The sequence below is a fragment of the Streptococcus shenyangsis genome (assembly GCF_006385785.1).
GTDB classification, from domain to species: domain Bacteria; phylum Bacillota; class Bacilli; order Lactobacillales; family Streptococcaceae; genus Streptococcus; species Streptococcus shenyangsis.
In genome coordinates this window covers 115,708-141,571 of record NZ_VFSH01000004.1, presented here as the reverse complement: position 1 = coordinate 141,571, position 25,864 = coordinate 115,708, and the positions used below count along the sequence as shown (strand labels likewise).

Below are 25,864 nucleotides of genomic sequence, written 5' to 3'. Positions count from 1 at the left end.
GGGATTTCCCCCTTTTTTTAATACAAAGTCTAGGAGATGAATGATGGAAGAGAAAAGTATGTGGAAAGAATTGTTGAATCGTGCAGGATGGCTTTTGGTCTTCTTGCTAGCGACAATTTTATATCAGATTCCTTTAGGGGTTACTGCTATTTTAACTTTAAATGCAGTACCACTGTTACAGTCAGGACTGATAGTTGCTGGTATTTCGATTGTAGTGTTGGCACTATTTATTTTTGGAGCTCGTAAAACGCAGTTAGCAAGTTTTAATTTTTCTTTTTTTAGAGCTAAGGATCTAGCACGATTGGGATTAAGTTATTTAGTCATTATCTGTTCAAATATACTTGGTTCTATCTTGTTGCAACTGTCAAATGAGACGACAACAGCTAACCAGTCTCAGATTAACGATATGGTTCAGAATAGTTCTCTGATTTCTAGCTTCTTCTTGCTGGCCTTGCTTGCCCCGATTTGTGAGGAAATCTTGTGCCGTGGGATTGTTCCTAAAAAGATTTTCCGAGGCAAGGAGAACTTGGGATTTGTGGTTGGTACGATTGTGTTTGCTTTATTGCATCAACCAAGTAATTTACCTTCTTTATTGATTTATGGAGGTATGTCAATCGTTCTATCTTGGACGGCTTACAAGACCCAACGTTTGGAAATGTCTATCTTGCTTCACATGATTGTTAATGGGGTTGCTTTCTGTTTGTTGGCTCTTGTGGTGATCATGAGTCGGACATTAGGGATTTCTATTTAAGATTTTTGACAATTGCTTGTTTCTATTGGGAAAAAGATGAATGCAATCGTGTCCATCTTTTTCTTTTTATGGTAAAATAGAGAAATAATATGATGAAAAGCCTTGAGGGAGTGACCAATATGTCAAGTAAAGCCAATCATTCAAAGACATCTATTTGCGGAATTATTAATGTAACCCCAGACTCCTTTTCGGACGGTGGTCAATTTTTTGCTCTTGAGCAGGCACTCCAGCAGGCTCGTAAATTGATAGCAGAAGGGGCTAGTATGCTCGATATCGGCGGAGAATCGACTCGGCCGGGAAGTAGCTATGTTGAGATAGAAGAGGAAATCCAGCGTGTTGTTCCAGTGATCAAAGCTATTCGCAAGGAAAGTGATGTCCTCATCTCTATTGATACTTGGAAGAGTCAGGTAGCAGAAGCTGCTTTGGCTGCTGGTGCCAATCTAGTCAATGATATCACTGGTCTCATGGGTGATGAAAAAATGGCCCATGTTGTAGCTAAGGCTGGAGCGAAAGTGGTCATCATGTTTAATCCAGTTATGGCTCGACCTCAGCATCCTAGCTCGCTCATATTTCCTCATTTTGGATTTAATCAAGCTTTTACAGAGGAAGAGTTAGCTGACTTTGAAAAAATGACAATCGAAGAGTTGCTGGAGAATTTCTTTGAACGAGCACTAGCGAGAGCCAATCAAGCTAGGATTGCACAAGAAAATATCCTGTTGGATCCGGGAATCGGCTTTGGTCTGACCAAGAAAGAAAATTTGCTTCTTTTACGGGACCTGGATAAACTACATCAGAAGGGCTATCCAATCTTTCTTGGAGTGTCGCGCAAGCGATTTGTCATCAATATCCTTGAAGAAAGTGGTTTTGAGGTCAATCCCGAGACAGAGCTCGGTTTCCGCAATCGAGATACGGCTTCGGCTCATGTAACTAGTATCGCTGCAAGACAGGGTGTAGAAGTGGTGCGCGTGCATGACGTAGCTAGTCACAGGATGGCAGTTGAAATTGCCTCCGCCATTCGTCTTGCTGATGAAGCGGAAAATCTAGATTTAAAACAATATAAATAAGATGAAAGAAATTGAAAACAATCAGTGGATTGCCAACTACCGGACGAACCAACCGCATTTTGGCTTGGAACGCATGGTGGAACTATTAGCTTTGCGTGGCAATCCCCATCTCAAACTCAAGGTTATCCATATCGGAGGGACCAATGGCAAGGGTTCGACCATTGCTTTTTTGAAAAATATGCTAGAAAAGCTAGGGCTGAGAGTTGGGGTGTTCAGCTCGCCCTATCTCATTCATTACACAGACCAGATTAGCATCAATGGGGAATCTATCCCAGAAGCGAGACTAGAAGCTCTCATGGTAGACTATCAGTCTTTGCTGGAGGGGGAAGCGACTGCCAATTTGCAGGGAACAACCGAGTTTGAGATTATCACAGCCATAGCCTATGACTACTTTGCCTCCGAGCAAGTAGATGTGGCCATCATGGAAGTGGGTATGGGTGGACTTTTGGATAGTACTAATGTTTGCCAGCCCATTTTAACAGGTATCACGACCATTGGACTGGACCATGTAGCCCTACTTGGGGATACATTGGAAGCTATAGCAGAGCAGAAAGCTGGTATTATAAAACGAAGAGTTCCCTTGGTGACAGGTCGTATCGCTCCAGAAGCCTTGGCTGTGATTGACCGCATTGCGGAAGGGAAAGCTGCGCCGAGACTTGCCTACGGGGTAGATTATCAGGTTGGTCATCAAGAAAGTGTGGTGACAGGGGAAGTCTTTAATTATACTAGTTCTCTCAGACAAGGTTGTCTCCAAACAGGTTTGCTTGGTTTGCACCAGATAGAGAATGCTGGGATGGCCATAGCTCTACTTGATACATTTTGTCAAGAGGATGGTCGAGAACTAGCAAGTAATGACTTGCTTGCTCAGGCCTTGGAAGAAACAAGTTGGCCGGGGCGTTTGGAAATCGTGTCTAGAGACCCCTTGATGATTTTGGATGGGGCCCATAATCCCCATGCTATCAAGACTTTATTGGCAACCTTGCAAGAACGCTTTGCGGATTATCGTAAGGAAATCCTCTTTACTTGTATCAAAACCAAGGCCTTGGAGGATATGTTGGACTTGCTGGAGGAAATCCCAGATACCGAGCTTACTCTAACACATTTTGAAGATAGTCGGGCGACTGATGAAAGCGTGCTGAAAGAGGCAAGCAAATCTAGAAATCTCAACTACCAAAGTTGGCAGGATTTTCTAGAGCAGAAATTGACAGATAAAAAAGAAGAGAAAAAAACAGTTAGGATTGTCACGGGTTCCTTGTATTTTTTGAGCCAAGTGAGAGCCTATCTGATGGAGAGGAAGAATAAAAATGGATACACAAAAGATTGAAGCAGCTGTAAAAATGATTATCGAGGCTGTAGGAGAGGACGCTAACCGCGAGGGCTTGCAGGAAACACCTGCTCGTGTAGCTCGTATGTACCAAGAGATTTTTTCAGGTCTTGGTCAAACAGCGGAGGAACATTTGTCAAAATCCTTTGAGATTATCGACGATAACATGGTGGTAGAAAAGGATATTTTTTTCCATACCATGTGTGAGCACCACTTCTTGCCATTTTATGGGAGAGCGCATATTGCCTACATTCCAGATGGCCGTGTGGCAGGTTTGTCTAAGCTAGCCCGTACGGTTGAAGTTTATTCTAAAAAGCCGCAAATTCAAGAACGGTTGAATATCGAAGTGGCCGATGCCTTGATGGACTATCTAGGTGCTAAAGGAGCCTTTGTTGTCATTGAGGCGGAGCATATGTGTATGAGTATGCGTGGTGTCAGAAAACCAGGTACAGCAACGTTGACGACAGTAGCTCGTGGTCTATTTGAAACAGATAAGGACCTCCGAGATCAGGCTTATCGTCTAATGGGACTATAAAAAGAGTCCGCTTCAAGCGGATTTTTCTAGAAAGGAATCATTATGGATCAACTGCAGATTAAAGATTTGGAAATTTTTGCCTATCATGGTCTTTTTCCTAGTGAAAAGGAATTGGGGCAGAAGTTTGTCGTTTCAGCAATCCTATCCTATGATATGACCAAGGCGGCTACAGACTTGGATTTAACGGCCTCTGTCCATTATGGGGAACTGTGTCAGCAGTGGACGACTTGGTTTCAGGAAACCACTGAGGATTTGATTGAAACGGTAGCCTATAAACTGCTAGAACGTACTTTTGAGGCTTATCCTCTTGTCCAAGAAATGAAGCTGGAACTGAAAAAACCTTGGGCGCCAGTTCATTTGCCACTAGATACTTGCTCCGTAACAATTCATCGCCGCAAGAAACGAGCCTTTATTGCCCTAGGAAGCAATATGGGAGATAAACAAGCAAACTTGAAGCAAGCCATTGAGAACATGCGAGCTCGTCGTATCCATATTCTTAAAGAGTCTAGTGTCTTAACGACGGAGCCTTGGGGTGGTGTGGATCAAGATAGCTTTGTTAATCAAGTGGTTGAGGTTGAAACCTGGTTGCCGGCCCCAGTTCTATTAGAGACCTTGTTAGCCATTGAGTCAGAGATGGGACGGGTGAGAGAAGTACATTGGGGGCCTCGTTTAATTGATTTGGATTTGCTTTTTGTGGAGGATCAGGTCCTTTATACAGATGACCTTATTTTGCCTCATCCTTATATAGCGGAACGCCTTTTTGTCCTTGAATCTCTTCAAGAAATTGCACCTCATTTTATTCATCCTACATTAAAGCAACCTATCCGTAACTTGTATAATGCTTTGAAAAAATAGAAAAAACTCTAGTTTTCAGTCGCTTGCAACTGAAGGCTAGAGTTTTTATACTCTTCGAAAATCTCTTCAAACCACGTCAGCGTCGCCTTGCTGTAGGTATGGTTACTGACTTCGTCAGTTCTATCTGCAACCTCAAAACAGTGTTTTGAGCAACCTGCGGCTAGCTTCCTAGTTTGCTCTTTGATTTTCATTAAGTATTAAAATAGGTCATTTTCTTCTGGGAGGAGGATAGTTTCTCTACCGTCCATATCTAAAACCAGTACTCTGGGCGGATAAAGAGGGTCGAAAGGATGGTTAAAGTCAAAATCAATGGCTGTAGGGAGGTGTTGACTTGAAAAGTGGAAGGTGATTTTTCCTTGGTTATTGAGCAATTGAAACTCGAGTTCTTCTTCCAATTCAAAGACATTTTTTAAGAAGTGGTCAATAATATACCAAAAAGAGTCAATGACATCATCAGGCAAGCTGGTAACAATGCCAAAACTAGCCGACCGCATGTGGGTATTGGTAAAAGCCATATCTTTGCCTCCTTTCTTTTTCCTTATCATACAGCAAATAGGATTAAAAATCAAGAAAAGGTGATTTTTTCTTCATAAACATAGTTTTCTATGAAATTTTTTTCAAACAATCTTCAAAAAATGCTTGAAAGTGTTTACAAATAGTGATAAAATGGAATAAGTAGAATCATGAAAACGAAATTTTCATACCGTCTCTTTTTTGGAGTCTCGTGAGGTATGATATAGAAAGGAAATGGAATGAATACAGACGATACAGTAACGATTTATGATGTCGCCCGTGAAGCAGGAGTTTCAATGGCGACAGTTAGCCGTGTAGTCAATGGCAATAAGAATGTAAAAGAGAATACTAGAAAAAAAGTGCTTGAGGTGATTGACCGTTTGGATTATCGTCCAAATGCAGTGGCGCGTGGTCTTGCAAGTAAAAAGACAACCACTGTTGGTGTCGTGATTCCGAATATTACCAATGGCTATTTCTCAACGCTTGCTAAAGGGATTGATGATATCGCTGAAATGTACAAGTACAACATTGTCCTTGCCAATAGTGATGAGGATGATGACAAGGAAGTTTCGGTTGTCAATACACTGTTTTCTAAGCAAGTGGATGGTATCATCTTTATGGGGTATCACTTGACTGAAAAAATTCGTTCAGAGTTTTCTCGTTCTCGAACACCAGTTGTTCTTGCAGGGACAGTGGATGTAGAACATCAACTTCCAAGTGTTAATATTGATTACAAACAAGCTACGATTGATGCAGTGACCTATCTTGCTAAAGAAAATGAGCGCATTGCTTTCGTTAGCGGTCCACTAGTGGATGACATCAATGGTAAGGTTCGTTTGGTTGGCTACAAGGAAGCCTTGAAAAAAGCAGGTATTTCTTATAGCGAAGGATTGGTATTTGAATCTAAATACACTTATGAAGACGGTTATGCCTTGGCAGAACGCTTGATTTCATCAAATGCAACTGCAGCAGTTGTAACAGGTGATGAGTTGGCAGCAGGTGTTTTGAACGGCCTTGCTGATAAGGGTGTGTCAGTACCAGAAGAGTTTGAAATCATTACTAGTGACGATTCACAAGTCTCTCGCTTTACCCGTCCAAACTTGACAACTATCGCCCAACCTCTTTATGACCTTGGTGCTATTAGCATGCGTATGTTGACTAAGATTATGCACAAGGAAGAGTTGGAAGAACGTGAAGTTCTCTTACCTCATGGTTTGACAGAACGTCGTTCAACACGAAAACGTAAATAGAAAAATCAGGGAATCGTGAAGATTTCCTGATTTTGCTTTCTGGAGAAGAGACTTATCCTTCCATATAGTCTTTCAAATTCTGTCCTGTTAGTCCAGCATTGAGGGCGATGAGGAGTTTCAAGCGAGCTTTTTGGGCGTTAAGTTCTTTAACAAAAAAGACACCTGCTTTTTGCAACTGCACGCCTCCACCTTGGTAGGCATAAACAGGTTCCGCTATACCGTTAAAGCATCGTGAAACTAGGGCGACTGGGATTCCTCTCTGCAGAAGGCTTTCTAATTTTTGAGCCGTTTCTTTGGGAATATTACCAGCTCCGAAGGCTTGGATAATCAAACCGTTCAATTGTTTCAAATCCAGCATATCAATCAGCTCATCTGTCATACCAGCATAAGCCGAGATGATAGGGACCAAGCCTTGTATGTGATCAAGGTCAAAGCGAACACGAGGTTCAGCTGTTTTGAAGTAGAGGATTTCCTGTTTCATAATCAGACCGAGGGGGCCATGTGTTGGGGTCTGGAAGGTACTGACATTGGTCGTATGTGTTTTGGTAACATACTTGGCAGCATGGATTTCATCGTTCATAACGACCAAAACCCCTTTGTCAGCGGCTCTGTCATCGCTAGCTACTCGTAAAGCGCTCAGATAATTATAAACACCGTCGCTGCCGAGTTCGTTGGAGCTGCGCATGGCACCTGTTAGAACGATAGGCATATGGGGAACTTCCATGGTATCAAGGAAATAGGCTGTTTCCTCTAGAGTATCGGTTCCGTGTGTGATCACCACTCCATCGTAGTTAGCAGCTTCCTCTTTAATTTTCTGGTAGAGAGCCAGCATATGCTTGGGTTTGATATGGGGGCTTGGCAGGTTAAAAAAGTCTAAGGCGTGGACTTGGATTCCTTCAAGTGGGTTGGACACATGGTTCATGGGATTATCCGAACTCGTCACAACAGCGCCAGAAGCATCGGCCTGCATGGAAATAGTTCCACCCGTATGTAAAACAAGGATTTTCTTAGGCATGATTTACTCACTCTTTCTGAAATGTGGTATAATCATTGTATCACAAAAGGGGAGATTGGGATAGGATGGAAGTCAAAGCTGTTTTTTTTGATATCGATGGAACCTTGGTCAACGATCGTAAGAGTGTTTTGAAATCCACTAAGGACGCGATTAAAATTGTCAAAGAACAAGGGGTGCTTGTCGGAGTAGCGACAGGTCGAGGACCTTTTTTTGTTAAGGAATTGATGGACGATTTGGATTTGGACTTTGCGGTAACCTACAATGGCCAGTATATCTTTAATAAAGAAAGAGTCTTGTTCACGAGCCCAATTTCCAAGTTACATTTGCGTCATCTAATTACTTATGCTAAAAAAGAGGGCAAGGAGATTGCCCTAGGGACCAAGGATGCCATGTTGGGTTCTAAAATCATGTCCTTTGGTCTGGGTTCTTTTTCTCAACGAATCAGTCGCTTCGTTCCCTCTGTCTTAACTCGGACGGTGAGTCATTCCTTTAATCGTATGGTCAGCAAGGTTGTTCCCCAAAAGGAAGAAGACCTGCTTCATCTGATGAATCAGCCTATCTACCAAGTTTTGATGCTGATGACGCCAGAAGAATCTGAGAAGGCGGCAGCTGATTTTGAAGACTTGAAATTGACACGTAGCAATCCTTTTGCTGCGGATGTCATCAATCAAGGAAACTCTAAATTGGAAGGCATTCGACGAGTTGGGAAAGAATATGGTTTTGATCTCAACCAAGTCATGGCCTTTGGTGACTCGGATAACGACCTGGAAATGCTGGCTGGTGTCGGTATGTCGGTCGCTATGGGAAATGGTAGTAGCAGTGTCAAGGAAGTTGCCAAGCACATCACAACCAGTAATCAGCAAGACGGAATCCACAAGGCCTTGGAACATTTTGGTGTTCTGGCATCAGAAAAAGTCTTTGTCAGCCGTGACTATCATTTCAATAAGGTCAAGACCTTTCACCACATGATGGATGAACGAACTCAAGAAGAACCTCGAGCTTGGGATTTAGAAGGTGCTACCCACAGGGCTGGCTTTAAAATAGAAGAATTGGTGGAGTTTGTTCGAGCTGCTAGTCCTTCTGAAGAGGATTTTGGTCAAGCTCTATCACAACTTCATCAAGCTCTTGATAAGGCAGCAGATAAAGTAGCTAAGAAGACGCCTGCCCAGCAAGATTTGATAGGTCAGGTGGATGCCTTGATTGACACGCTTTATTTCACCTACGGTAGTTTTGTTTTGATGGGGGTTGACCCAGAACGTATTTTTGATATCGTCCATCAGGCCAATATGGGGAAAATTTTTCCAGATGGCAAGGCTCATTTTGATCCAGTAACCCATAAAATCTTAAAGCCAGATGATTGGGAAGAAAAATATGCTCCAGAACTTGCTATTAAAAAGGAACTGCAGCGCCAGCTCAAGGCTTACGAACGCCATAAAGAGAGAAATAATACTCAATGAAAATCAAATAGCAAACTAGGAAACTAGCCGCAGGCTGCTCAAAGCACTGCTTTGAGGTTGTAGATAGAACTGACGAAGTCAGCTCAAAACACTGTTTTGAGGTTGCAGATGAAACTGACGAAGTCAGTAACATATATACGGCAAGGCGATGTTGACGTGGTTTGAATTTGATTTTCGAAGAGTATAAATAGTAAACAAAAAGGAGCTTTTGGCTCCTTTTCTTCGTGATTATAATGTTTTTTCTTGTTCTCTCACAACCAGCAAATCGACCTTAGCATGGCGGAGAATGTATTCAGATGAAGAGCCGACCAAGAGGCGTTCAAAGGCGTTGAGACCAGTTGCGCCAACGAGGATGAGATCCACTTCCTCAGCATCCGGAATAGTACGTGCCAAGAGGGTTTTTGGATTTCCCATTTCAATGACGATATGAACATCTGCCACACCAGCATCTCTTGCACGTTTTTCGTACTCTTTCATCAGACTTTCAGCGTCGACTTGGAGTTCTTCGTAAACTTCAGCATCAAAGGTGGATACGCTTTGGAGTGCGCGTGTGTCAATGACATGTGCGATGGTCAGTTTAGCGTCGTTTCGTAGAGCAGAATGAACTCCCTTGACAAAAGCCAAGTCCGCTTCTTTAGAACCATCGATTGCGACCATGATATTTTGGTAACGTTGTGCCATAATGAAACCTCCTGAAATTTTCTTACTATAATTGTAAACCTTTTCACTATAGAAGTAAAGCAAAAAAAGTATTTTTCAAAAGAATATTAGCGCTTAAAATCTATATAAATATATGATAAAATAAAAGAAAGGATAGCAGGAAACAAGTGAAGGGAGGGATAATGATGAAAAGCTCTTTTCAAACATCAAATTTCCTTTATTATGGAATTATCCTAGTTTCAGTCTTGGTAGAAGTTATCATGGTCTGGCAATTAGAGAGACTGGTACCGCTTCTTTATCCAGGTTTTATCGGCTTTTTAGTCTTTCATGTACTCTACCATCTAATCTTATTCCTAGTCGCTAAAAGAAGTGGGCGTTGGGATTACTTGATGATATGGGGACTTTTCCTCATGTTCAATCTTCTTTATGACTCCTTTTTAGGCTTGCTTTTTCTAGGTTTATCTTTTGGTATGTGATGTGTCTTTCGCAAATACCTGCTATCTCCCCTGTCTTGGCCTCACTTTTAGTGAGGTTTTTCTTCTGTAGGATTTTAGTAACACATTTCAGTAAACTTGTCGCATTCTCTTTCTAGTGGTATAATGTTACTATCTCGATGAATTGAGGAAACAAGATGAAAGAATATAACAAGTCTAGTAAGTTAGAGCATGTTGCTTATGATATCCGTGGTCCTGTTTTGGAAGAAGCCATGCGAATGCGAGCAAATGGAGAAAAGATTTTACGTCTGAATACAGGAAATCCAGCAGAATTTGGTTTTACAGCGCCAGACGAGGTCATTCATGACTTGATTATGAATGCGCGTGATAGTGAAGGATATTCTGACTCCAAAGGGATTTTCTCAGCCCGTAAGGCCATCATGCAGTATTGCCAATTGAAGAAATTCCCAAACGTAGATATTGATGATATTTACCTTGGAAATGGTGTCAGTGAACTGATTGTCATGTCCATGCAGGGACTGTTGGACAATGGAGACGAGGTCTTAGTCCCAATGCCAGACTATCCTCTCTGGACAGCGGCTGTAAGTCTAGCTGGAGGAAATGCCGTTCACTATATCTGTGATGAAGCTGCCGAATGGTACCCAGATATTGACGATATCAAGTCAAAAATCACTTCCAATACCAAGGCAATCGTCCTTATCAATCCAAATAATCCAACTGGAGCCCTTTATCCTAAGGAACTCTTGTTGGAGATTATTGAGATTGCCCGTCAAAATGATTTGATTATCTTTGCGGATGAAATCTATGACCGCATGGTCATGGATGGGCATGTGCATACGCCTGTGGCGAGCTTGGCACCAGATGTCTTCTGTGTCAGCATGAATGGTCTGTCAAAATCGCACCGTATCGCTGGTTTTCGTGTGGGTTGGATGGTCTTGTCTGGTCCTAAGACACACGTTAAAGGCTATATCGAAGGGCTCAATATGTTGTCCAATATGCGCCTTTGCTCTAACGTTTTGGCCCAACAAGTCGTACAAACTTCCTTGGGTGGCCACCAATCAGTCGATGAATTGCTTCTTCCAGGTGGACGAATATATGAGCAAAGAAACTTCATCTACAATGCCATTCAAGAAATCCCAGGTTTGTCTGCTGTTAAACCCAAGGCCGGACTCTATATCTTCCCTAAAATCGACCGAAATATGTACCGTATTGATGATGATGAGCAGTTTGTCCTTGATTTCTTGAAGCAGGAAAAGGTTCTCTTGGTTCATGGTCGAGGCTTTAACTGGAAGGAACCAGACCACTTCCGCATCGTTTACCTTCCTCGTGTTGATGAGTTAGCCCAAATCCAAGAAAAGATGACTCGTTTCTTGAAACAGTATCGTAGATAGGGCTTACATCAGAAAAAGCGTTAAAAAGCTGGAAACATTTGCCTAGAGCTATTGACAAAAGTAAAAGAATCAGATAGAATAGTAAAGTATGTTTAGTAACTGATCACTTTATAGCCGGCTAAACGAATACAAAATCTATGAGGAGGTATTCATCGTGAAACGTACTTATCAACCAAGTAAACTTCGTCGTGCGCGCAAACACGGATTCCGTAACCGTATGTCAACTAAAAACGGTCGTCGCGTATTGGCAGCTCGTCGTCGTAAAGGACGCAAAGTTTTGGCTGCATAATCCAAACGAACCATATCAAAAATCAGTAGGAACTCGAGTCTACTGATTTTTATTTTTGTAAAAAAAGCTCAAAATACTTTATATTTTTGCTCAAATGGTGTATAATATTTCACATACTGTAAAAAATGGAGAATAATCATGAAGAAATCAAAAGTTATGCTTTTTGGAGCTATGGCTTTGACAGCAGGTCTAGCTCTAGCGGCATGTGGGTCTTCCCAATCAAGTAATACAGACAAGACTTACTCTTATATCTTTGTTAATAACCCAGATACCTTGGATTATATTACCTCTACACGAGATTCTACATCTAGTATCACAACCAACTTGATTGATGGTTTGTTGGAAAATGACCAGTACGGCAATCTCATCCCGTCTATGGCTGAGTCATGGACTGTATCAAAAGATGGTTTGACCTACACTTATAAGATCCGTCAGGGGGCCAAATGGTACACTTCTGAAGGAGAAGAGTATGCGGATGTAACAGCTCATGATTTTGTGACTGGTCTTAAGTATGCGGCGGATAAAAAGGCTGAAAACTTGTACTTGGTACAAGACTCTATTAAAGGGTTAGCAGACTATGTTGAAGGGCAATCATCTGATTTTGGAACTGTTGGTGTTAAGGCGGTGGATGATTACACGCTACAATACACTCTCAACCAGCCTGAGACTTATTGGAACTCTAAAACAACAGCAAGTATTCTTAGTCCGGTAAACGAAGCTTTCTTGAAGTCTAAGGGAGATGACTTTGGAAGTGTGACACCATCAAGTATCTTGTCAAATGGTCCTTACTTATTTAAATCATTCACATCAAAATCTTTGATTGAACTTGATAAAAACCCTAATTACTGGGATAAGGACAATGTTAAAATCGAGAAAGTGAAACTTTCTTTCTTTGACGGTTCTGACCAAGACAGCATTGCAAGAGGTTTCTTGGATGGTAACTATACTGATGGCCGTATCTTCCCAACAAGTTCAGTCTTTTCTGAGCTTAAGAAGGGAAATGAGGACAAGATTACCTATACACCGCAAAATTCAGTTACTTTCTATTATCTTTTCAATGTGAATCGTCAAAGCTACAAGCAGACTATGAAACAGTCTGATAAGGAAAAGACAGATTCACGCGCAGCTATGCAAAATAAGGATTTCCGTCAGGCTATCAACTTTGCCTTTGACCGTCATGCTTATGCAGCACAGACAAATGGTGAAGATGGAGCAGACCGTATCTTACGTAACACGATTACACCAAGTAACTTTGTCCAAGTTGGCGATAAGAACTTCGGTGATATTGTCAATGAAAAAATTGTCAACTACGGTAAAGATTGGGCAAATATCAACCTAAACGATGGTAAGCAAGCCTTCTTGAACCCTGACAAGGCCAAAGAGAAATTTGCTAAGGCTAAAGAAAGTCTTCAAGCTCAGGGAGTAACCTTCCCAATTCATTTGGATATGCCAGTTGACCAGACTGCTAAGCTAGATGTGCAACAGGCTGGCTCTCTCAAGCAAACAGTAGAAGCCACTCTTGGTAAGGATAATGTTGTCATCGATGTTATCCAACTTTCTCCAGATGAAAAAGATCAGGCAACCTACTTTGCAGATACAGCAGAACAAAAAGATTACGATATCGACATCTCAGGATGGGGTGGAGACTACTCAGATCCGAAGACTTACCTAGCCATCCTTGATCCAGAGACAGGTTCTCAGTTGAAAAACATGGGCTTGACTGAAGGAAAAGACAAGGAAATTAAGGACAAGATTGGTCTTTCTGACTACAAGAAACTCTTGGATCAGGCTGATGCTGAAATCACAGATACTCAAGCTCGTTATGAAAAATACGCTGAAGCCCAAGCTTGGTTGACAGATAGTGCCCTCTTCCTACCAGTTCAAAGTGGCGGAGCCAACCCAATTTTCCGTAAGACTGTACCGTTTACAGGTCCATTCTCATTCGTTGGTCATAAGGGAAATGCAGACAACTATAAATATGTTGAATTGCAAAAAGAGCCAGTAACTGCTAAACAGTACCAAGAACTCTATGAAAAATGGCTAAAAGAAAAAGCTGAGTCAAATAAAAAAGCTCAGGAAGATTTAGCAAATCACATTCAATGATATTCCTAGTCATGCTTTTCAGTTAATACTCTTCGAAAATCTCTTCAAACCACGTCAGCGTTGCCTTACCGTATATATGGTTACTGACTTCGTCAGTTTCATCTACAACCTCAAAGCAGTGCTTTGAGCAGCCTGTGGCTAGCTTCTAGTTTGCTCTTTGATTTTCATTGAGTATAAGCATAGTGACTTGTTTCAGAAAAAGGCCTTACCAGATGCTTATTGGTTCTGGTAGGGCCTTTTCTTTATTCTTTTAAGTGATAGGAGTAGCTAGCGACAACGACGTCTTGGTGCCAACGACGAACGTATTTGAGTTTGAGACTCATCTGATTGTGCAGGATATTCTGCCAAGGTTTATTAGAGATAAACTGGGATATTAGGACTACTTGCTAAGGCCCATAGGCGATGGAGGACAGAGCGCCGCTTGACAAGATGCCCAGTATCGGAGTTTTCCCAGCAGTCTCCCCTAGCCTTCGGTTAAGGACTTAGGAGGACGATCTATGAGGGGCTATTTTAATTTTGTAAACATGGTCATTTACTTTGTTGAAAAATTCAATAAGTGCTATTATATTGCTTTGAAAAAAGAGCATCAAGAGATGATGATGGGTTTTAGAATATTTTTTTCAGATGAGGAGAGAGGTCAGTTTTTTTGCTATAATAGAAGATAGAAAACGAGGTTAGAAGAGATGATTTTTGATACACATACACACTTGAATGTAGAAGAATTTGCAGGTCGTGAGGCAGAAGAAATTGCCTTGGCTGCTGAGATGGGGGTTACGCAGATGAATATTGTGGGTTTTGATAAACCGACGATTGAGCGTGCCTTGGAGTTGGTAGACGAGTATGAGCAACTTTACGCGACTATTGGTTGGCATCCTACAGAAGCTGGTACTTACACAGAGGAGATTGAAGCCTACTTGCTTGACAAGCTCAAGCATCCCAAGGTTGTGGCTCTAGGTGAAATTGGCTTAGATTATCATTGGATGACATCGCCTAAGGAAGTGCAGGAGCAGGTTTTTCGTCGTCAGATTCAGTTATCTAAGGACTTGAATTTACCTTTTGTTGTCCATACCCGTGATGCGCTGGAAGATACCTATGATATTATCAAGAGCGAGGGAGTTGGCCCTCGAGGTGGTATCATGCATTCTTTCTCAGGAACTCTTGAATGGGCAGAGAAGTTTGTCGAGCTTGGCATGAAAATTTCCTTTTCAGGAGTAGTGACTTTCAAGAAGGCAACCGATATCCAAGAGGCTGCTAGAGAACTTCCTTTGGACAAGATTTTGGTGGAAACGGATGCGCCTTACTTAGCACCTGTACCCAAGCGTGGTCGCGAAAACAAAACAGCCTATACTCGCTATGTAGTGGACTTTATCGCTGACTTGCGTGGCATGACGGCAGAAGAGCTAGCAGTAGCAACGACTGCAAATGCAGAGCGCATTTTTGGATTGGACAGTAAGTAATGAAAGAGAAAATTTCACAAGTCATCGTGGTCGAAGGTCGCGATGATACGGCCAATCTCAAACGTTATTTCGATGTAGAGACCTATGAGACTAGAGGTTCTGCCATTAATGAGCAGGATCTAGAGCGAATTCAGCGCCTGCACCAGCGTCATGGGGTCATTGTCTTTACAGACCCAGATTTTAATGGGGAGCGGATTCGTCGCATGATTATGACGGCCATTCCAACAGTTCAGCATGCCTTCCTCAAACGAGATGAAGCTGTTCCCAAGTCCAAGACCAAGGGCCGTTCCCTGGGAATTGAGCATGCCAGCTATGAAGACCTGAAAACGGCTCTAGCTCAGGTTACAGAACAATTTGAACATGAGAGTCAGTTTGACATCAGTCGTAGCGACTTGATTCACCTTGGCTTTCTAGCGGGAGCAGACAGCCGTAAGCGAAGAGAATATCTAGGAGAGGCTCTCCGAATCGGCTATTCTAACGGCAAGCAACTCCTCAAACGCTTAGAGTTGTTTGGGGTTACTTTAGCAGAAGTGGAAGAAGCTATGAAAAGTTATGAGTAGGAAAGATGTGAACGTTACAATTTTTTAAGTTTCACAGTATTTTTCGAAGCAGGTAGAAGAGGAGACGTCTGATGTTAATTGGTCAAAAAATTAAAGAGATTCGGATAGAAAAAGGAATTAGTCGTCCAGATTTTTGTGGAGATGAGCAAGAACTGACAGTTCGTCAACTGTCGCGAATTGAAAGTGGAGCTTCGCAACCGAGTTTGCCGAAGTTAGACTATATTGCTCGTCGGTTAGGAGTTCCAGCTTATAGCCTTATGCCGGATTTTTCAGCTCTTCCTTCTGCTTATTTAGAATTGAAATACCAGATTTTACGTGAACCAATCTATGGTAAAGAAGAGGAATACGATAAGAAAGAAGCGTGTTTGGAAGAGATAGAGAACTTGTTTTATGAGCAACTTCCTAGTGAGGAAAAAGTATGGTTCGAAGCTACTAGAGCAACGATAGATGTTATTCGAAGCGGACGATCAGAATACGGGGAAACCGTACTGGACGATTATTTTAAAACAATTTATGATAAGGAATTGTTTTTGATAAATGAATTAGAAGTTATCAACTTATATTTTGCTATAGTGCTTACAAAGATAAAACAAGGTCAAAGTCAGATTTCAGAAATTGAAAGAATTCATTCGTTTTTAGTTCGTTTGGCAAATCATGTGGAATTAATTTCACCAGAATATCTGTTTGCTTTAAGTAATACTTTGTTTTCGGGTCTTGCCTGTTTGGATAATTTATCGACTTATGATTCACTAGAAACCTATATCTTTAGCCTTAATCACATAATGGAAAAAACACAAGATTTTCAGAAGAAACCAATTATATTAATGTTGGAGTGGAAATTATCCCTAATAATAAAAAATGATTATGTCTCTGCCGAACAGTTCTATCAGAAATCGAAGCTATTTGCTGATATAATAGAAAATTCTTATTTAGTTACTATGTTGGAGAAACAATGGCAAGAAGATTTAAAAAAATATTTATAAACATAGTGAAGCAGTGACAAAAATGTCCTTGTTCTGATCTTGAAACAGTTCTAAAGTTCGTCTTTAGGGCTGTTTTTTTATATATAAGCTAAAAATGACATGAAATGCTTATATTTTAAGGACATTGATGTCCTTTGAGTTTATTTAAGAATAATTTATAATTAATTAAAACGTGAAAGGAGATTACAGTATGAACTTTTTTAGTTTATTTTATTTAGTTACTTGGTGGTTTAAATAAAATTTAGTTATGTCTACTTAGTCTCAAAAATTTATTCATAATATATAATAAATATAATTTGATAGACTAAATTAGAAAAATAAGGAGAGGATGCCATGAGGTGTTGCTTTGAAAAGGTCTATGATCCATGACTTAGTTTTACTTGAATAGAAAATGGACAATATATAATAAATATTTATGATAAAATAAAAAATAAAGGAGTATCAATATGAAACAAACAGTTAAAAAATTAGCCCTTGTAGCGAGCATTGCAGCAACATTAGGTGGAAGTGTAGCAGTAGTATCGGCCGCGGTTAAGTATCCAGATGGTGGTGTCTGGACGTATGGTTCAGGTGACGGAGGTGCTTACTCAAACTACTATCACTCTTCAGAATATCATAGCTCAACAGTTGTTAGTAGAAAAACTGGTTCATCTGATAAGGGATATGCTGGTGCTGGAGGGACTTCTCGTGCATGGATTCGTACTTCTTGGGGAGAGAAAGTTGCATTCTACTATAATGTTTAGAATGGTATAGCCCTATTGTTTAGCTTTACTTGATCACCTTCTCACTAAGTAACCAAGTAACTTTTTGGAGGAAATGATGAAACGTTTATTTATTTTGATTTCAATGGTATTGGTATCGCTTTATATGCTGATAACTTCCGTTGACCATCGAGAAGAGATTTTATTTGGTAACTATCTCTCTGTTGATGTGACAGGAATGGTAATAAATCAACCAGTAGCTAGTCGCGAAGAGGTGACAGAGGCTTTGAGTCACTTGGCAGTAGAGCATAATAGTCTCATCGCCCGTCGGATTGTTGAGCCAAATGAAGCTGGAGAAACACGCTTTACCTATGCCACTTACGGTCAGGGAGAGCTTCCAGAAGGTCTGACCATTTCCTCCAAGGAGAGTGCAGAAACGAGTGATTTATTAGGGTCTTACTTGATTGTGTCAGGAAGTTTGGATGGAGTGAGCTTACAGACCACCTTGAAAGAACTTGGCTATCAAGGCTTTGTTTCGAGTGGAGAAGATCCATTTTCGATAGTCTTACTATTGGCGGCCACCCCTATGGTGCTACTGAGTTTAGCTATTTTTCTGCTGACCTTTATGAGTTTGATTCTGATTTATCGGATAAAATCCCTTCGTCAAGCAGGGATTCGCTTAATAGCTGGTGAGAGCTTGTTTGGGGTGGCTCTCAGACCAGTGTTAGAAGATATGAGACAGCTTATCTTCTCGATGCTGGTATCCAGTCTTTTGGGATTGGGGATTCTCTGGTATCAAGGTGCCTTGTTTATGGCAACAGTGCAACTGGTCATCATTGGTCTTTTGCTTTATGGATTGGCCTTGGTAGGGATATCTACCTTATTAAGTGTCGTGTATCTACTTGGTTTACAGGAAAATAGCCTGGTGGATCTATTGAAAGGGAAACTCCCTCTCAAACGTATGATGACATTGATGATGGTGGGGCAACTTTTAGCTGTATTGGTTGTCGGCTCGAGTGCGACTGCTCTCCTACCCCACTACCGTGAAATGCAGGAAATGGAGAGAGCTAGTGATAAATGGAGCCAGTCCTCAGATCGTTACCGTCTATCCTTTGGTTGGTCTAGTGCATTTGCCGATGAAGAAGGAATGCGTAAGGACAATCGTGAGTGGCAGACATTTACTGAAGAACGGTTAGCCAATACAGACTCTTTTTATATCATGAGCAATGTTGACAATTTCTCAGATGGCGCAGAAGTGGATCTAAATGGCAATCGACTCAGTGACTATACACCGTCAGGGAATGTTATCTATGTCTCACCGCGCTATCTGATAGAAGAAAAGATTACCGTTTCTTCAGAGTTTATGGACAAGATGCAAAACTTGTCTGAGGGAGAGTTTGGGCTGATCTTGCCTGAAAGCTTGCGAGAGCAATCTGCCTACTATCAAGGATTATTTACAGATTACCTGCAAAACTTTTCATCTGAAAGTGTAGAAGTGACGAGTCAGAAACACTACCTCCCACAGGTAACGCTAGCTTTTACAGAAACAGGACAGGAACGCTTCCTCTATAACGATGGGTACAAGACGACACGCCAGTACCTAAAAGACCCGATTATTGTAGTTCTCACGCCACAAGCGACTGGAACAAGACCTGTTGCAGGGATGTTGTGGGGAACTACGGCTAATAGTGCCTTGAAACTAGATCGATATGGAGATAGCATCACAGCTCTAAAAGATCAAGGACTATATCACAAGGTCTCTTACTTGGTAAAAAGCCAGCTATTTTTTGCCAAGGTACTAAATGACAAACGGATGGAGTTTTACTCTCTCCTTATTGGGACTGTTTTGACTCTGTCTACGGCTATTTTGTTATTTGATTCCATGAATCTTCTCTATTTTGAGCAGTTCAGACGGGAGATCATGATTAGACGTCTTTCTGGTATGACAATCTATGAGCTTCATGGCAAGTACTTACTGGCGCAAGGAGGAGTTCTCTTGCTTGGGCTAATCCTATCTAGTGTTTTGACAGGAGATAGCTTGATTAGCGCTCTAGTTGTAGCTTTATTTACTCTTAACGCCCTCTTGATTTTAGTAAGGCAGGATAAAAAGGAAGAAGCTGGTAGCATGGCAGTATTGAAAGGAAAATAAGATGATTGATATTCAAGGATTGGAAAAGAAGTTTAATGACCGTGCGATTTTCTCTGGTTTAAATCTCAAGCTGGAGAAGGGCAAGGTTTATGCCTTAATCGGAAAGAGTGGAAGCGGAAAGACGACTTTGCTGAACATCTTAGGAAAGCTAGAAAAGATAGATGGTGGAAGGGTTCTCTATCAGGGGAAAGATTTAAAAAACATTCCCACTCGTGAGTATTTTCGAGACCAGATGGGCTATCTCTTTCAAAATTTTGGCCTTTTAGAAAACCAGTCAATCAAAGAGAATTTGGATTTGGGCTTTGTTGGTCAGAAAATCTCAAAAGTAGAACGTTTGGAAAGGCAAGTGGAGGCTTTAGAAAAGGTTAATCTAGGGTATTTGGATCTAGAACAAAAAATTTATACTTTATCTGGGGGAGAGGCCCAACGAGTTGCCCTTGCGAAGACTATTTTGAAAAATCCACCCTTGATTTTAGCGGATGAACCAACAGCAGCTCTAGATCCTGAAAATTCAGAGGAGGTTATGAATCTATTGGTGGGCTTGAAAGATGAAAATCGAATGATCATCATTGCGACCCATAATCCCCTAGTCTGGAATAAGGCCGATGAAATCATTGATATGAGGGAGCTTGCTCATGTGTGAAAAAATTCGTATTCGCAGGGTATCTGATTATCCTAGTGCCAGAGGTGGTTTAGAAGATATTCTCATCATGGAAAATATGACCAATCATCTCCTTTTGGTTCAAATCCGAGTAAATGGCTATTTGCTTGATTTTGCTAGCATTGAAGGGCAAAGGCAAAAGCATTATCGTTTGAAAAATTTACCTCAAACGGTTGAACTGACAGTGGACGATGTGGAGGAGGATGTAGATTTGACCCTACCTGAAAATCGAAGTTATCAAGAAGCTGATTTTTTTGAACGTATGTTTCGAGAGAACCGATAAGTCCATTTCCAAGACTATCTTTCTTCATGAGGAAAGATAGTTTTTTGGTATGATTTTCACCCCCAAAATACAAGGGGAATGTGTTACAATAGTAGTAACAGATAATAGAAAAGAGAATAGATGAGAATTGCAGATTATAGCGTGACCAAGGCAGTGCTGGAGCGTCACGGTTTTACCTTTAAAAAGTCTTTCGGACAAAATTTTCTGACTGATACTAATATCCTTCAAAAAATTGTCGATACGGCTGAGATTGATGACCAGGTCAATGTTATTGAAATTGGGCCAGGTATTGGTGCCTTAACGGAGTTTCTGGCTGAGCGTGCAGCAGAGGTCATGGCTTTTGAGATCGACCACCGTTTGGTGCCAATTTTGGCAGATACCTTGCGTGATTTTGATAATGTGACCGTAGTTAACGAAGATATTCTCAAGGTTGATTTGGCGCAACATATCCAGAATTTCAAAAATCCTGACCTGCCCATCAAGGTAGTGGCTAATTTGCCTTATTACATCACGACGCCTATTCTCATGCACTTGATCGAGAGCGGCATTCCTTTTAGTGAGTTTGTCGTCATGATGCAAAAAGAAGTGGCGGACCGCATTTCAGCTCAGCCGAATACCAAGGCTTACGGTAGCTTGTCGATTGCGGTGCAGTATTACATGACTGCCAAGGTTGCCTTTATCGTGCCTCGTACGGTCTTTGTGCCAGCACCAAATGTGGACTCAGCCATCTTGAAAATGGTGCGCCGTCCAGAACCAGCCGTAGCAGTAGAAGACGAGAACTTATTCTTTAAGGTTTCCAAGGCAAGTTTCACTCATCGTCGCAAGACCTTATGGAATAACCTGACAGGTTACTTTGGTAAGACCGAAGAAGTCAAGGACAAGCTGACCAAGGCCTTGGACCAAGCAGGTTTGTCACCAAGTGTGCGTGGGGAAGCTCTCAGCTTGGCAGAATTTGCCAGCCTAGCAGATGCACTTAAAGGGCAAGGACTCTAAGATGCAGGGACAAATCATTAAAGCCTTGGCTGGGTTCTACTATGTAGAGAGTGAGGGCAAAGTCTATCAAACACGAGCGCGTGGAAATTTCCGTAAAAAAGGTCATACCCCTTACGTTGGGGACTGGGTCGACTTTTCTGCCGAAGAAAATTCAGAAGGCTATATTCTCAAGATTCACGAACGGAAAAACAGTCTGGTCCGTCCGCCTATTGTCAATATTGACCAAGCTGTGGTGATCATGTCTGTCAAGGAACCTGATTTTAACAGCAATTTGTTGGATCGGTTTTTGGTTCTTTTAGAGCACAAGGGTATTCATCCTATCATTTATATTTCTAAAATGGACCTACTGGAAGATAGAGGGGAACTGGATTTTTACCAACAGACCTATGGTGATATCGGCTATGACTTTGTGACCAGTAAAGAGGAACTACTGCTCTTGTTAACAGGCAAGGTTACAGTCTTTATGGGGCAGACAGGTGTTGGGAAGTCAACTCTTCTCAATAAAATCGCACCAGACCTCAATCTTGAAACAGGAGAAATTTCTGATAGTTTAGGTCGCGGGCGCCATACCACTCGAGCTGTTAGTTTTTATAATCTCAATGGGGGTAAAATCGCAGATACACCAGGCTTTTCATCGCTGGATTATGAAGTGACAACGGCTGAAGACCTTAATCAGGCCTTTCCAGAGATTGCTAGTGTCAGCCGAAACTGCAAATTCCGTACTTGTACCCATACCCATGAGCCGTCCTGTTCAGTGAAGCCAGCAGTGGAAGAAGGGACTATTGCCAGCTTCCGTTTTGACAACTACCTGCAATTCCTCAGTGAAATTGAAAATCGCAGAGAAACTTATAAAAAAGTCAGCAAAAAAATTCCAAAATAAGGAGAAACCTATGTCTCAATACAAGATTGCTCCGTCAATTCTGGCAGCAGATTATGCCAACTTTGAACGTGAAATTAAACGCCTAGAAGCAACTGGGGCAGAATATGCCCATATCGATATCATGGATGGTCACTTTGTGCCACAAATCAGCTTTGGCGCAGGTGTGGTCGAAAGTCTTCGTTCTCATAGTAAGATGGTCTTTGACTGCCATTTGATGGTATCAAATCCCGAACATCATTTAGAGGATTTCGCGCGTGCAGGAGCTGACATCATCAGTATCCATGTGGAAGCAACGCCTCATATCCACGGTGCCCTTCAAAAGATTCGTTCTCTAGGTGTCAAACCATCGGTTGTTATCAATCCTGGAACGCCTGTTGAGGCTATCAAGCACGTGCTTCACCTAGTTGACCAAGTTTTGGTCATGACGGTGAATCCTGGCTTCGGTGGGCAAGCTTTTCTACCTGAAGCCATGGATAAGGTTCGTGAGTTGGTTGCCCTTCGTTATGAAAAAGGTTTGAACTTTGAAATCGAAGTGGATGGTGGGATTGATGATAAAACGATTGCTCAAGCTAAAGAAGCTGGTGCGACCGTTTTTGTAGCAGGTTCCTATGTCTTTAAGGGAGAAGTCAATGAGCGAGTACAAACTCTCAGAAAACAATTGGACTAGGGTTGCCGTTTTTGCTGGCGGAGACCGCGGTCATTATCGGACAGATTTTGATGCTTTTGTTGGTGTGGATCGGGGTTCGCTCTGGGTCTTGGAGGAAAACCTACCTCTTGCTCTAGCGGTTGGAGATTTTGATTCTGTGACCGAAGAAGAGCGACAGGTGATTCAAAAACGTGCCCTGCGCTTTGTTCAAGCCCAGCCAGAAAAGGATGATACCGATTTGGAATTGGCTCTCTTAACCATTTTTGAGCAAAATCCTCAGGCTGAGGTTACTATTTTCGGTGCTTTGGGTGGCCGTATTGATCACATGCTGGCCAATGTTTTTCTTCCTAGCAATCCCAAGTTGGCGCCTTATATGCGCCAGATAGAAATTGAGGATGGGCAAAATTTGATTGCCTATTGTCCAGAAGGGACCAGTCAGCTACATCCCCGTTCAGACTACGATTATCTAGCCTTTATGCCGGTTCGGGATAGCCAGCTGACTATTCTCGGTGCCAAGTATGAGTTGACAGAGGACAATTTTTTCTTTAAAAAAGTGTACGCTTCTAACGAATATATAGATAGGGAAGTTTCGGTGACTTGCCCAGATGGCTATGTGGTCGTGCTACATAGTAAGGACAGGAGGTAGGATGGAAAGTTTACTTGTTCTATTATTGATTGCCAACCTAGCTGGACTCTTTCTGATTTGGCAGAGGCAGGATAAGCAGGAAAAACATCTGACCAAGAGCTTGGAGGAACAGGCAGATCACTTGTCAGACCAGTTGGATTACCGTTTTGAACAAGCCAGACAAGCCAGCCAGTTGGACCAAAAAGATTTGGAAGTGGCTGTCAGCGACCGTTTGCAAGAAGTGCGAATCGAATTGCACCAAGGCTTAACTCAAGTTCGTCAAGAAATGACTGAGAATCTCCTCCAAACCAGAGATAAGACCGACCAACGTCTCCAATCCTTGCAGGAATCAAATGAGCAACGTCTGGAACAAATGCGCCAGACAGTCGAGGAAAAGTTAGAAAAGACCTTGCAGACACGATTGCAGGCTTCCTTTGAGACAGTTTCCAAACAACTGGAGTCTGTCAATCGTGGCCTTGGAGAAATGCAGACAGTTGCCCGTGATGTTGGCGCCCTCAACAAGGTTCTCTCTGGAACTAAAACGCGAGGGATTCTGGGAGAATTGCAACTGGGGCAAATCATCGAGGATATCATGACCCCTGCCCAGTATGAACGAGAATTCGCAACAGTTGAAAACTCTAGCGAGCGAGTGGAGTATGCCATCAAGCTGCCTGGGCAAGGCGACCAGGAATACGTCTATCTGCCAATTGACTCTAAGTTTCCACTGGCAGATTATTACCGCCTAGAAGAAGCCTATGAAGTAGGTGACAAGGATGAAATCGAACGCTGTCGTAAGTCGCTCCTAGCAAGTGTCAAGCGTTTTGCTAAGGATATTAGGAACAAGTACATAGCACCACCTCGGACGACCAATTTTGGAGTTTTGTTTGTTCCGACAGAAGGTCTCTACTCAGAAATCGTCCGCAATCCTGTCTTCTTTGATGATTTGAGAAGGGAGGAGCAGATTATTGTCGCAGGTCCAAGTACCCTATCAGCTCTTCTTAACTCCCTATCAGTTGGCTTCAAAACCCTTAATATCCAAAAAAGTGCCGACCATATCAGCAAGACTCTTGCTAGCGTCAAGACTGAGTTTAGCAAGTTTGGTGGCATTCTGGTCAAGGCACAAAAACATCTCCAACATGCCTCTGGCAATATTGATGAACTATTAAACCGTCGCACCACAGCTATCGAGCGGACGCTCCGTCACATTGAGTTATCAGAAGGTGAGCCTGCGCTTGATCTACTCCATTTCCAAGAAAATGAGGAAGAATATGAAGATTAGTCACATGAAAAAAGATGAGCTGTTTGAAGGATTTTACCTAATCAAATCAGCTGACCTGAGGCAAACTCGAGCTGGGAAAAACTACCTAGCCTTTACCTTCCAAGATGATAGTGGCGAGATTGATGGGAAGCTCTGGGATGCCCAACCTCATAACATTGAGGCCTTTACCGCAGGTAAGGTTGTCCACATGAAAGGGCGCCGAGAAGTTTATAACAACACCCCTCAAGTCAATCAAATTACTCTCCGCCTGCCTCAACCTGGCGAGCCCAATGACCCAGCTGATTTCAAGGTCAAGTCGCCAGTTGATGTCAAGGAAATCCGTGACTATATGTCGCAAATGATTTTCAAAATCGACAATCCTGTTTGGCAACGGATTGTCCGAAATCTCTACACCAAGTACGACAAGGAATTTTACTCTTATCCAGCAGCCAAGACCAATCACCATGCCTTTGAAACGGGATTGGCCTATCATACGGCGACCATGGTGCGTTTGGCAGATGTCGTTAGCGAGGTCTATCCTCAGCTTAATAAGAGTCTGCTTTATGCGGGGATTATGCTGCATGACTTGGCTAAGGTCATCGAGTTGACGGGACCAGATCAGACCGAGTACACAGTTAGAGGCAATCTTCTTGGGCATATTGCTCTAATTGATAGCGAAATTACCAAGACAGTTATGGAACTTGGCATTGATGATACCAAGGAAGAAGTCGTTCTGCTCCGCCATGTTATCCTTAGTCACCATGGCTTGCTTGAGTATGGGAGTCCAGTCCGTCCACGCATTATGGAAGCAGAGATTATCCATATGATTGATAATCTGGATGCAAGCATGATGATGATGTCAACAGCTCTGGCTTTGGTGGATAAGGGAGAGATGACCAATAAAATCTTCGCTATGGACAATCGTTCCTTCTATAAACCAGATCTAGATTAATAATTTAAGAAAAATGAGCATTTTTTAGGATAAGAATGTTCGTTTTTTTATGTG

Annotated in this window: 28 protein-coding genes; 24 read left to right on the top strand and 4 right to left on the bottom strand. The window is 42.0% G+C overall.

Translation table 11 applies throughout. The annotated features are described in order from the left end of the window. Nucleotides 1-43 precede the first annotated feature (43 nt). The 5 genes from FJR77_RS04615 to folK all read left to right on the top strand — a co-directional run bounded on the left by FJR77_RS04615 (nucleotide 44) and on the right by folK (nucleotide 4,529). Nucleotides 44-751, top strand: coding sequence for a CPBP family intramembrane glutamic endopeptidase (locus tag FJR77_RS04615; RefSeq protein WP_181146591.1), 708 nt, complete (start codon nucleotides 44-46; stop codon nucleotides 749-751). A gap of 89 nt (nucleotides 752-840) precedes the next feature. After that, entirely contained in the window at nucleotides 841-1,815 is a 975-nt protein-coding gene (folP, locus tag FJR77_RS04610) for a dihydropteroate synthase (RefSeq protein ID WP_181146592.1), read from the top strand. 1 nt (nucleotide 1,816) lies between these two features. Continuing rightward, complete coding sequence (locus FJR77_RS04605; RefSeq protein ID WP_140833304.1) at nucleotides 1,817-3,139, top strand: bifunctional folylpolyglutamate synthase/dihydrofolate synthase; 1,323 nt, start codon at nucleotides 1,817-1,819, stop codon at nucleotides 3,137-3,139. Beyond that, complete coding sequence (folE, locus tag FJR77_RS04600) at nucleotides 3,120-3,674, top strand: GTP cyclohydrolase I FolE (protein ID WP_000380916.1); 555 nt, start codon at nucleotides 3,120-3,122, stop codon at nucleotides 3,672-3,674. Before FJR77_RS04605 ends, folE begins: the two co-directional genes overlap by 20 nt. 42 nt (nucleotides 3,675-3,716) lie before the next feature. Next, on the top strand, nucleotides 3,717-4,529 hold the full coding sequence (gene folK / locus FJR77_RS04595; RefSeq protein ID WP_140833306.1) for a 2-amino-4-hydroxy-6-hydroxymethyldihydropteridine diphosphokinase: 813 nt from the start codon (nucleotides 3,717-3,719) through the stop codon (nucleotides 4,527-4,529). An 8-nt stretch (nucleotides 4,530-4,537) separates the two neighbouring features. Here the strand turns inward: folK and FJR77_RS10145 are convergent, their stop codons facing one another. Further along, nucleotides 4,538-4,720 (bottom strand): hypothetical protein, encoded by a 183-nt coding sequence (locus FJR77_RS10145; protein ID WP_181146593.1) that lies wholly within the window; start codon nucleotides 4,718-4,720, stop codon nucleotides 4,538-4,540. A gap of 6 nt (nucleotides 4,721-4,726) precedes the next feature. Further along, nucleotides 4,727-5,044, bottom strand: coding sequence for a DUF960 domain-containing protein (locus tag FJR77_RS04585; protein WP_000886035.1), 318 nt, complete (start codon nucleotides 5,042-5,044; stop codon nucleotides 4,727-4,729). A gap of 237 nt (nucleotides 5,045-5,281) precedes the next feature. Here FJR77_RS04585 and ccpA point away from each other — a divergent pair, with 237 nt between their 5' ends. Next, nucleotides 5,282-6,292, top strand: coding sequence for a catabolite control protein A (gene ccpA, locus FJR77_RS04580; RefSeq protein ID WP_001090628.1), 1,011 nt, complete (start codon nucleotides 5,282-5,284; stop codon nucleotides 6,290-6,292). 52 nt (nucleotides 6,293-6,344) lie between these two features. On the opposite strand, the gene FJR77_RS04575 is transcribed toward ccpA, so the two are convergent. Further along, nucleotides 6,345-7,307: an asparaginase gene (locus FJR77_RS04575; protein WP_140833308.1), complete on the bottom strand. Its 963-nt coding sequence runs from the start codon at nucleotides 7,305-7,307 to the stop codon at nucleotides 6,345-6,347. Nucleotides 7,308-7,372: 65 nt separating this feature from the next. On the opposite strand from FJR77_RS04575, the gene FJR77_RS04570 reads away from it, so the two are divergent. Next, nucleotides 7,373-8,764 carry a Cof-type HAD-IIB family hydrolase gene (locus FJR77_RS04570; RefSeq protein ID WP_140833310.1) on the top strand — a complete coding sequence of 464 codons (1,392 nt, stop codon included), beginning with the start codon at nucleotides 7,373-7,375 and terminating at the stop codon, nucleotides 8,762-8,764. Nucleotides 8,765-8,992: 228 nt separating this feature from the next. Here the strand turns inward: FJR77_RS04570 and FJR77_RS04560 are convergent, their stop codons facing one another. Continuing rightward, a complete protein-coding gene (locus FJR77_RS04560; RefSeq protein WP_024058091.1) occupies nucleotides 8,993-9,445 on the bottom strand; it encodes a universal stress protein in 453 nt (150 codons plus the stop codon). Between the two features lie 161 nt (nucleotides 9,446-9,606). Between FJR77_RS04560 and FJR77_RS04555 the strand changes: the two genes are divergently transcribed. The 17 genes from FJR77_RS04555 to FJR77_RS04475 all read left to right on the top strand — a co-directional run bounded on the left by FJR77_RS04555 (nucleotide 9,607) and on the right by FJR77_RS04475 (nucleotide 25,810). Continuing rightward, nucleotides 9,607-9,900 (top strand): hypothetical protein, encoded by a 294-nt coding sequence (locus FJR77_RS04555; protein WP_181146594.1) that lies wholly within the window; start codon nucleotides 9,607-9,609, stop codon nucleotides 9,898-9,900. Between the two features lie 155 nt (nucleotides 9,901-10,055). Continuing rightward, entirely contained in the window at nucleotides 10,056-11,270 is a 1,215-nt protein-coding gene (locus FJR77_RS04550) for a pyridoxal phosphate-dependent aminotransferase (RefSeq protein WP_000666459.1), read from the top strand. Nucleotides 11,271-11,424: 154 nt separating this feature from the next. Then, entirely contained in the window at nucleotides 11,425-11,559 is a 135-nt protein-coding gene (rpmH, locus tag FJR77_RS04545; RefSeq protein ID WP_000831905.1) for a 50S ribosomal protein L34, read from the top strand. 138 nt (nucleotides 11,560-11,697) lie between these two features. After that, complete coding sequence (locus FJR77_RS04540) at nucleotides 11,698-13,662, top strand: peptide ABC transporter substrate-binding protein (RefSeq protein WP_140833312.1); 1,965 nt, start codon at nucleotides 11,698-11,700, stop codon at nucleotides 13,660-13,662. Nucleotides 13,663-14,345: 683 nt separating this feature from the next. Then, nucleotides 14,346-15,119 (top strand): TatD family hydrolase, encoded by a 774-nt coding sequence (locus FJR77_RS04535; protein ID WP_140833314.1) that lies wholly within the window; start codon nucleotides 14,346-14,348, stop codon nucleotides 15,117-15,119. Next, nucleotides 15,119-15,679, top strand: a complete 561-nt coding sequence (gene rnmV / locus FJR77_RS04530; RefSeq protein WP_140833316.1) for a ribonuclease M5 — start codon at nucleotides 15,119-15,121, stop codon at nucleotides 15,677-15,679. The genes FJR77_RS04535 and rnmV overlap by 1 nt, the downstream gene beginning before the upstream one ends. 71 nt (nucleotides 15,680-15,750) lie before the next feature. Beyond that, a complete protein-coding gene (locus tag FJR77_RS04525; protein ID WP_140833318.1) occupies nucleotides 15,751-16,662 on the top strand; it encodes a helix-turn-helix domain-containing protein in 912 nt (303 codons plus the stop codon). Between the two features lie 446 nt (nucleotides 16,663-17,108). Then, the gene (locus FJR77_RS04520; protein WP_000815396.1) at nucleotides 17,109-17,405 is read left to right on the top strand and encodes a lactococcin 972 family bacteriocin; all 297 of its coding nucleotides are present in this window, start codon (nucleotides 17,109-17,111) and stop codon (nucleotides 17,403-17,405) included. A 76-nt stretch (nucleotides 17,406-17,481) separates the two neighbouring features. After that, nucleotides 17,482-19,512 carry a bacteriocin-associated integral membrane family protein gene (locus tag FJR77_RS04515; RefSeq protein WP_181146595.1) on the top strand — a complete coding sequence of 677 codons (2,031 nt, stop codon included), beginning with the start codon at nucleotides 17,482-17,484 and terminating at the stop codon, nucleotides 19,510-19,512. A 1-nt stretch (nucleotide 19,513) separates the two neighbouring features. After that, entirely contained in the window at nucleotides 19,514-20,155 is a 642-nt protein-coding gene (locus tag FJR77_RS04510; RefSeq protein WP_140833322.1) for an ABC transporter ATP-binding protein, read from the top strand. Beyond that, a complete protein-coding gene (locus FJR77_RS04505; protein ID WP_000333264.1) occupies nucleotides 20,148-20,456 on the top strand; it encodes a hypothetical protein in 309 nt (102 codons plus the stop codon). Before FJR77_RS04510 ends, FJR77_RS04505 begins: the two co-directional genes overlap by 8 nt. A 120-nt stretch (nucleotides 20,457-20,576) precedes the next feature. Next, the gene (rsmA, locus tag FJR77_RS04500; protein ID WP_138707080.1) at nucleotides 20,577-21,449 is read left to right on the top strand and encodes a 16S rRNA (adenine(1518)-N(6)/adenine(1519)-N(6))-dimethyltransferase RsmA; all 873 of its coding nucleotides are present in this window, start codon (nucleotides 20,577-20,579) and stop codon (nucleotides 21,447-21,449) included. Between the two features lies 1 nt (nucleotide 21,450). Further along, nucleotides 21,451-22,329: a ribosome small subunit-dependent GTPase A gene (rsgA, locus tag FJR77_RS04495; protein ID WP_140833456.1), complete on the top strand. Its 879-nt coding sequence runs from the start codon at nucleotides 21,451-21,453 to the stop codon at nucleotides 22,327-22,329. A 10-nt stretch (nucleotides 22,330-22,339) separates the two neighbouring features. Beyond that, a complete protein-coding gene (gene rpe, locus FJR77_RS04490) occupies nucleotides 22,340-22,996 on the top strand; it encodes a ribulose-phosphate 3-epimerase (RefSeq protein ID WP_140833325.1) in 657 nt (218 codons plus the stop codon). Continuing rightward, on the top strand, nucleotides 22,959-23,621 hold the full coding sequence (locus FJR77_RS04485) for a thiamine diphosphokinase (RefSeq protein WP_140833327.1): 663 nt from the start codon (nucleotides 22,959-22,961) through the stop codon (nucleotides 23,619-23,621). Before rpe ends, FJR77_RS04485 begins: the two co-directional genes overlap by 38 nt. 1 nt (nucleotide 23,622) lies before the next feature. Continuing rightward, a complete protein-coding gene (rmuC, locus tag FJR77_RS04480; protein WP_181146596.1) occupies nucleotides 23,623-24,879 on the top strand; it encodes a DNA recombination protein RmuC in 1,257 nt (418 codons plus the stop codon). Continuing rightward, complete coding sequence (locus tag FJR77_RS04475) at nucleotides 24,869-25,810, top strand: 3'-5' exoribonuclease YhaM family protein (protein WP_061759342.1); 942 nt, start codon at nucleotides 24,869-24,871, stop codon at nucleotides 25,808-25,810. The genes rmuC and FJR77_RS04475 overlap by 11 nt, the downstream gene beginning before the upstream one ends. Nucleotides 25,811-25,864 lie beyond the last annotated feature (54 nt).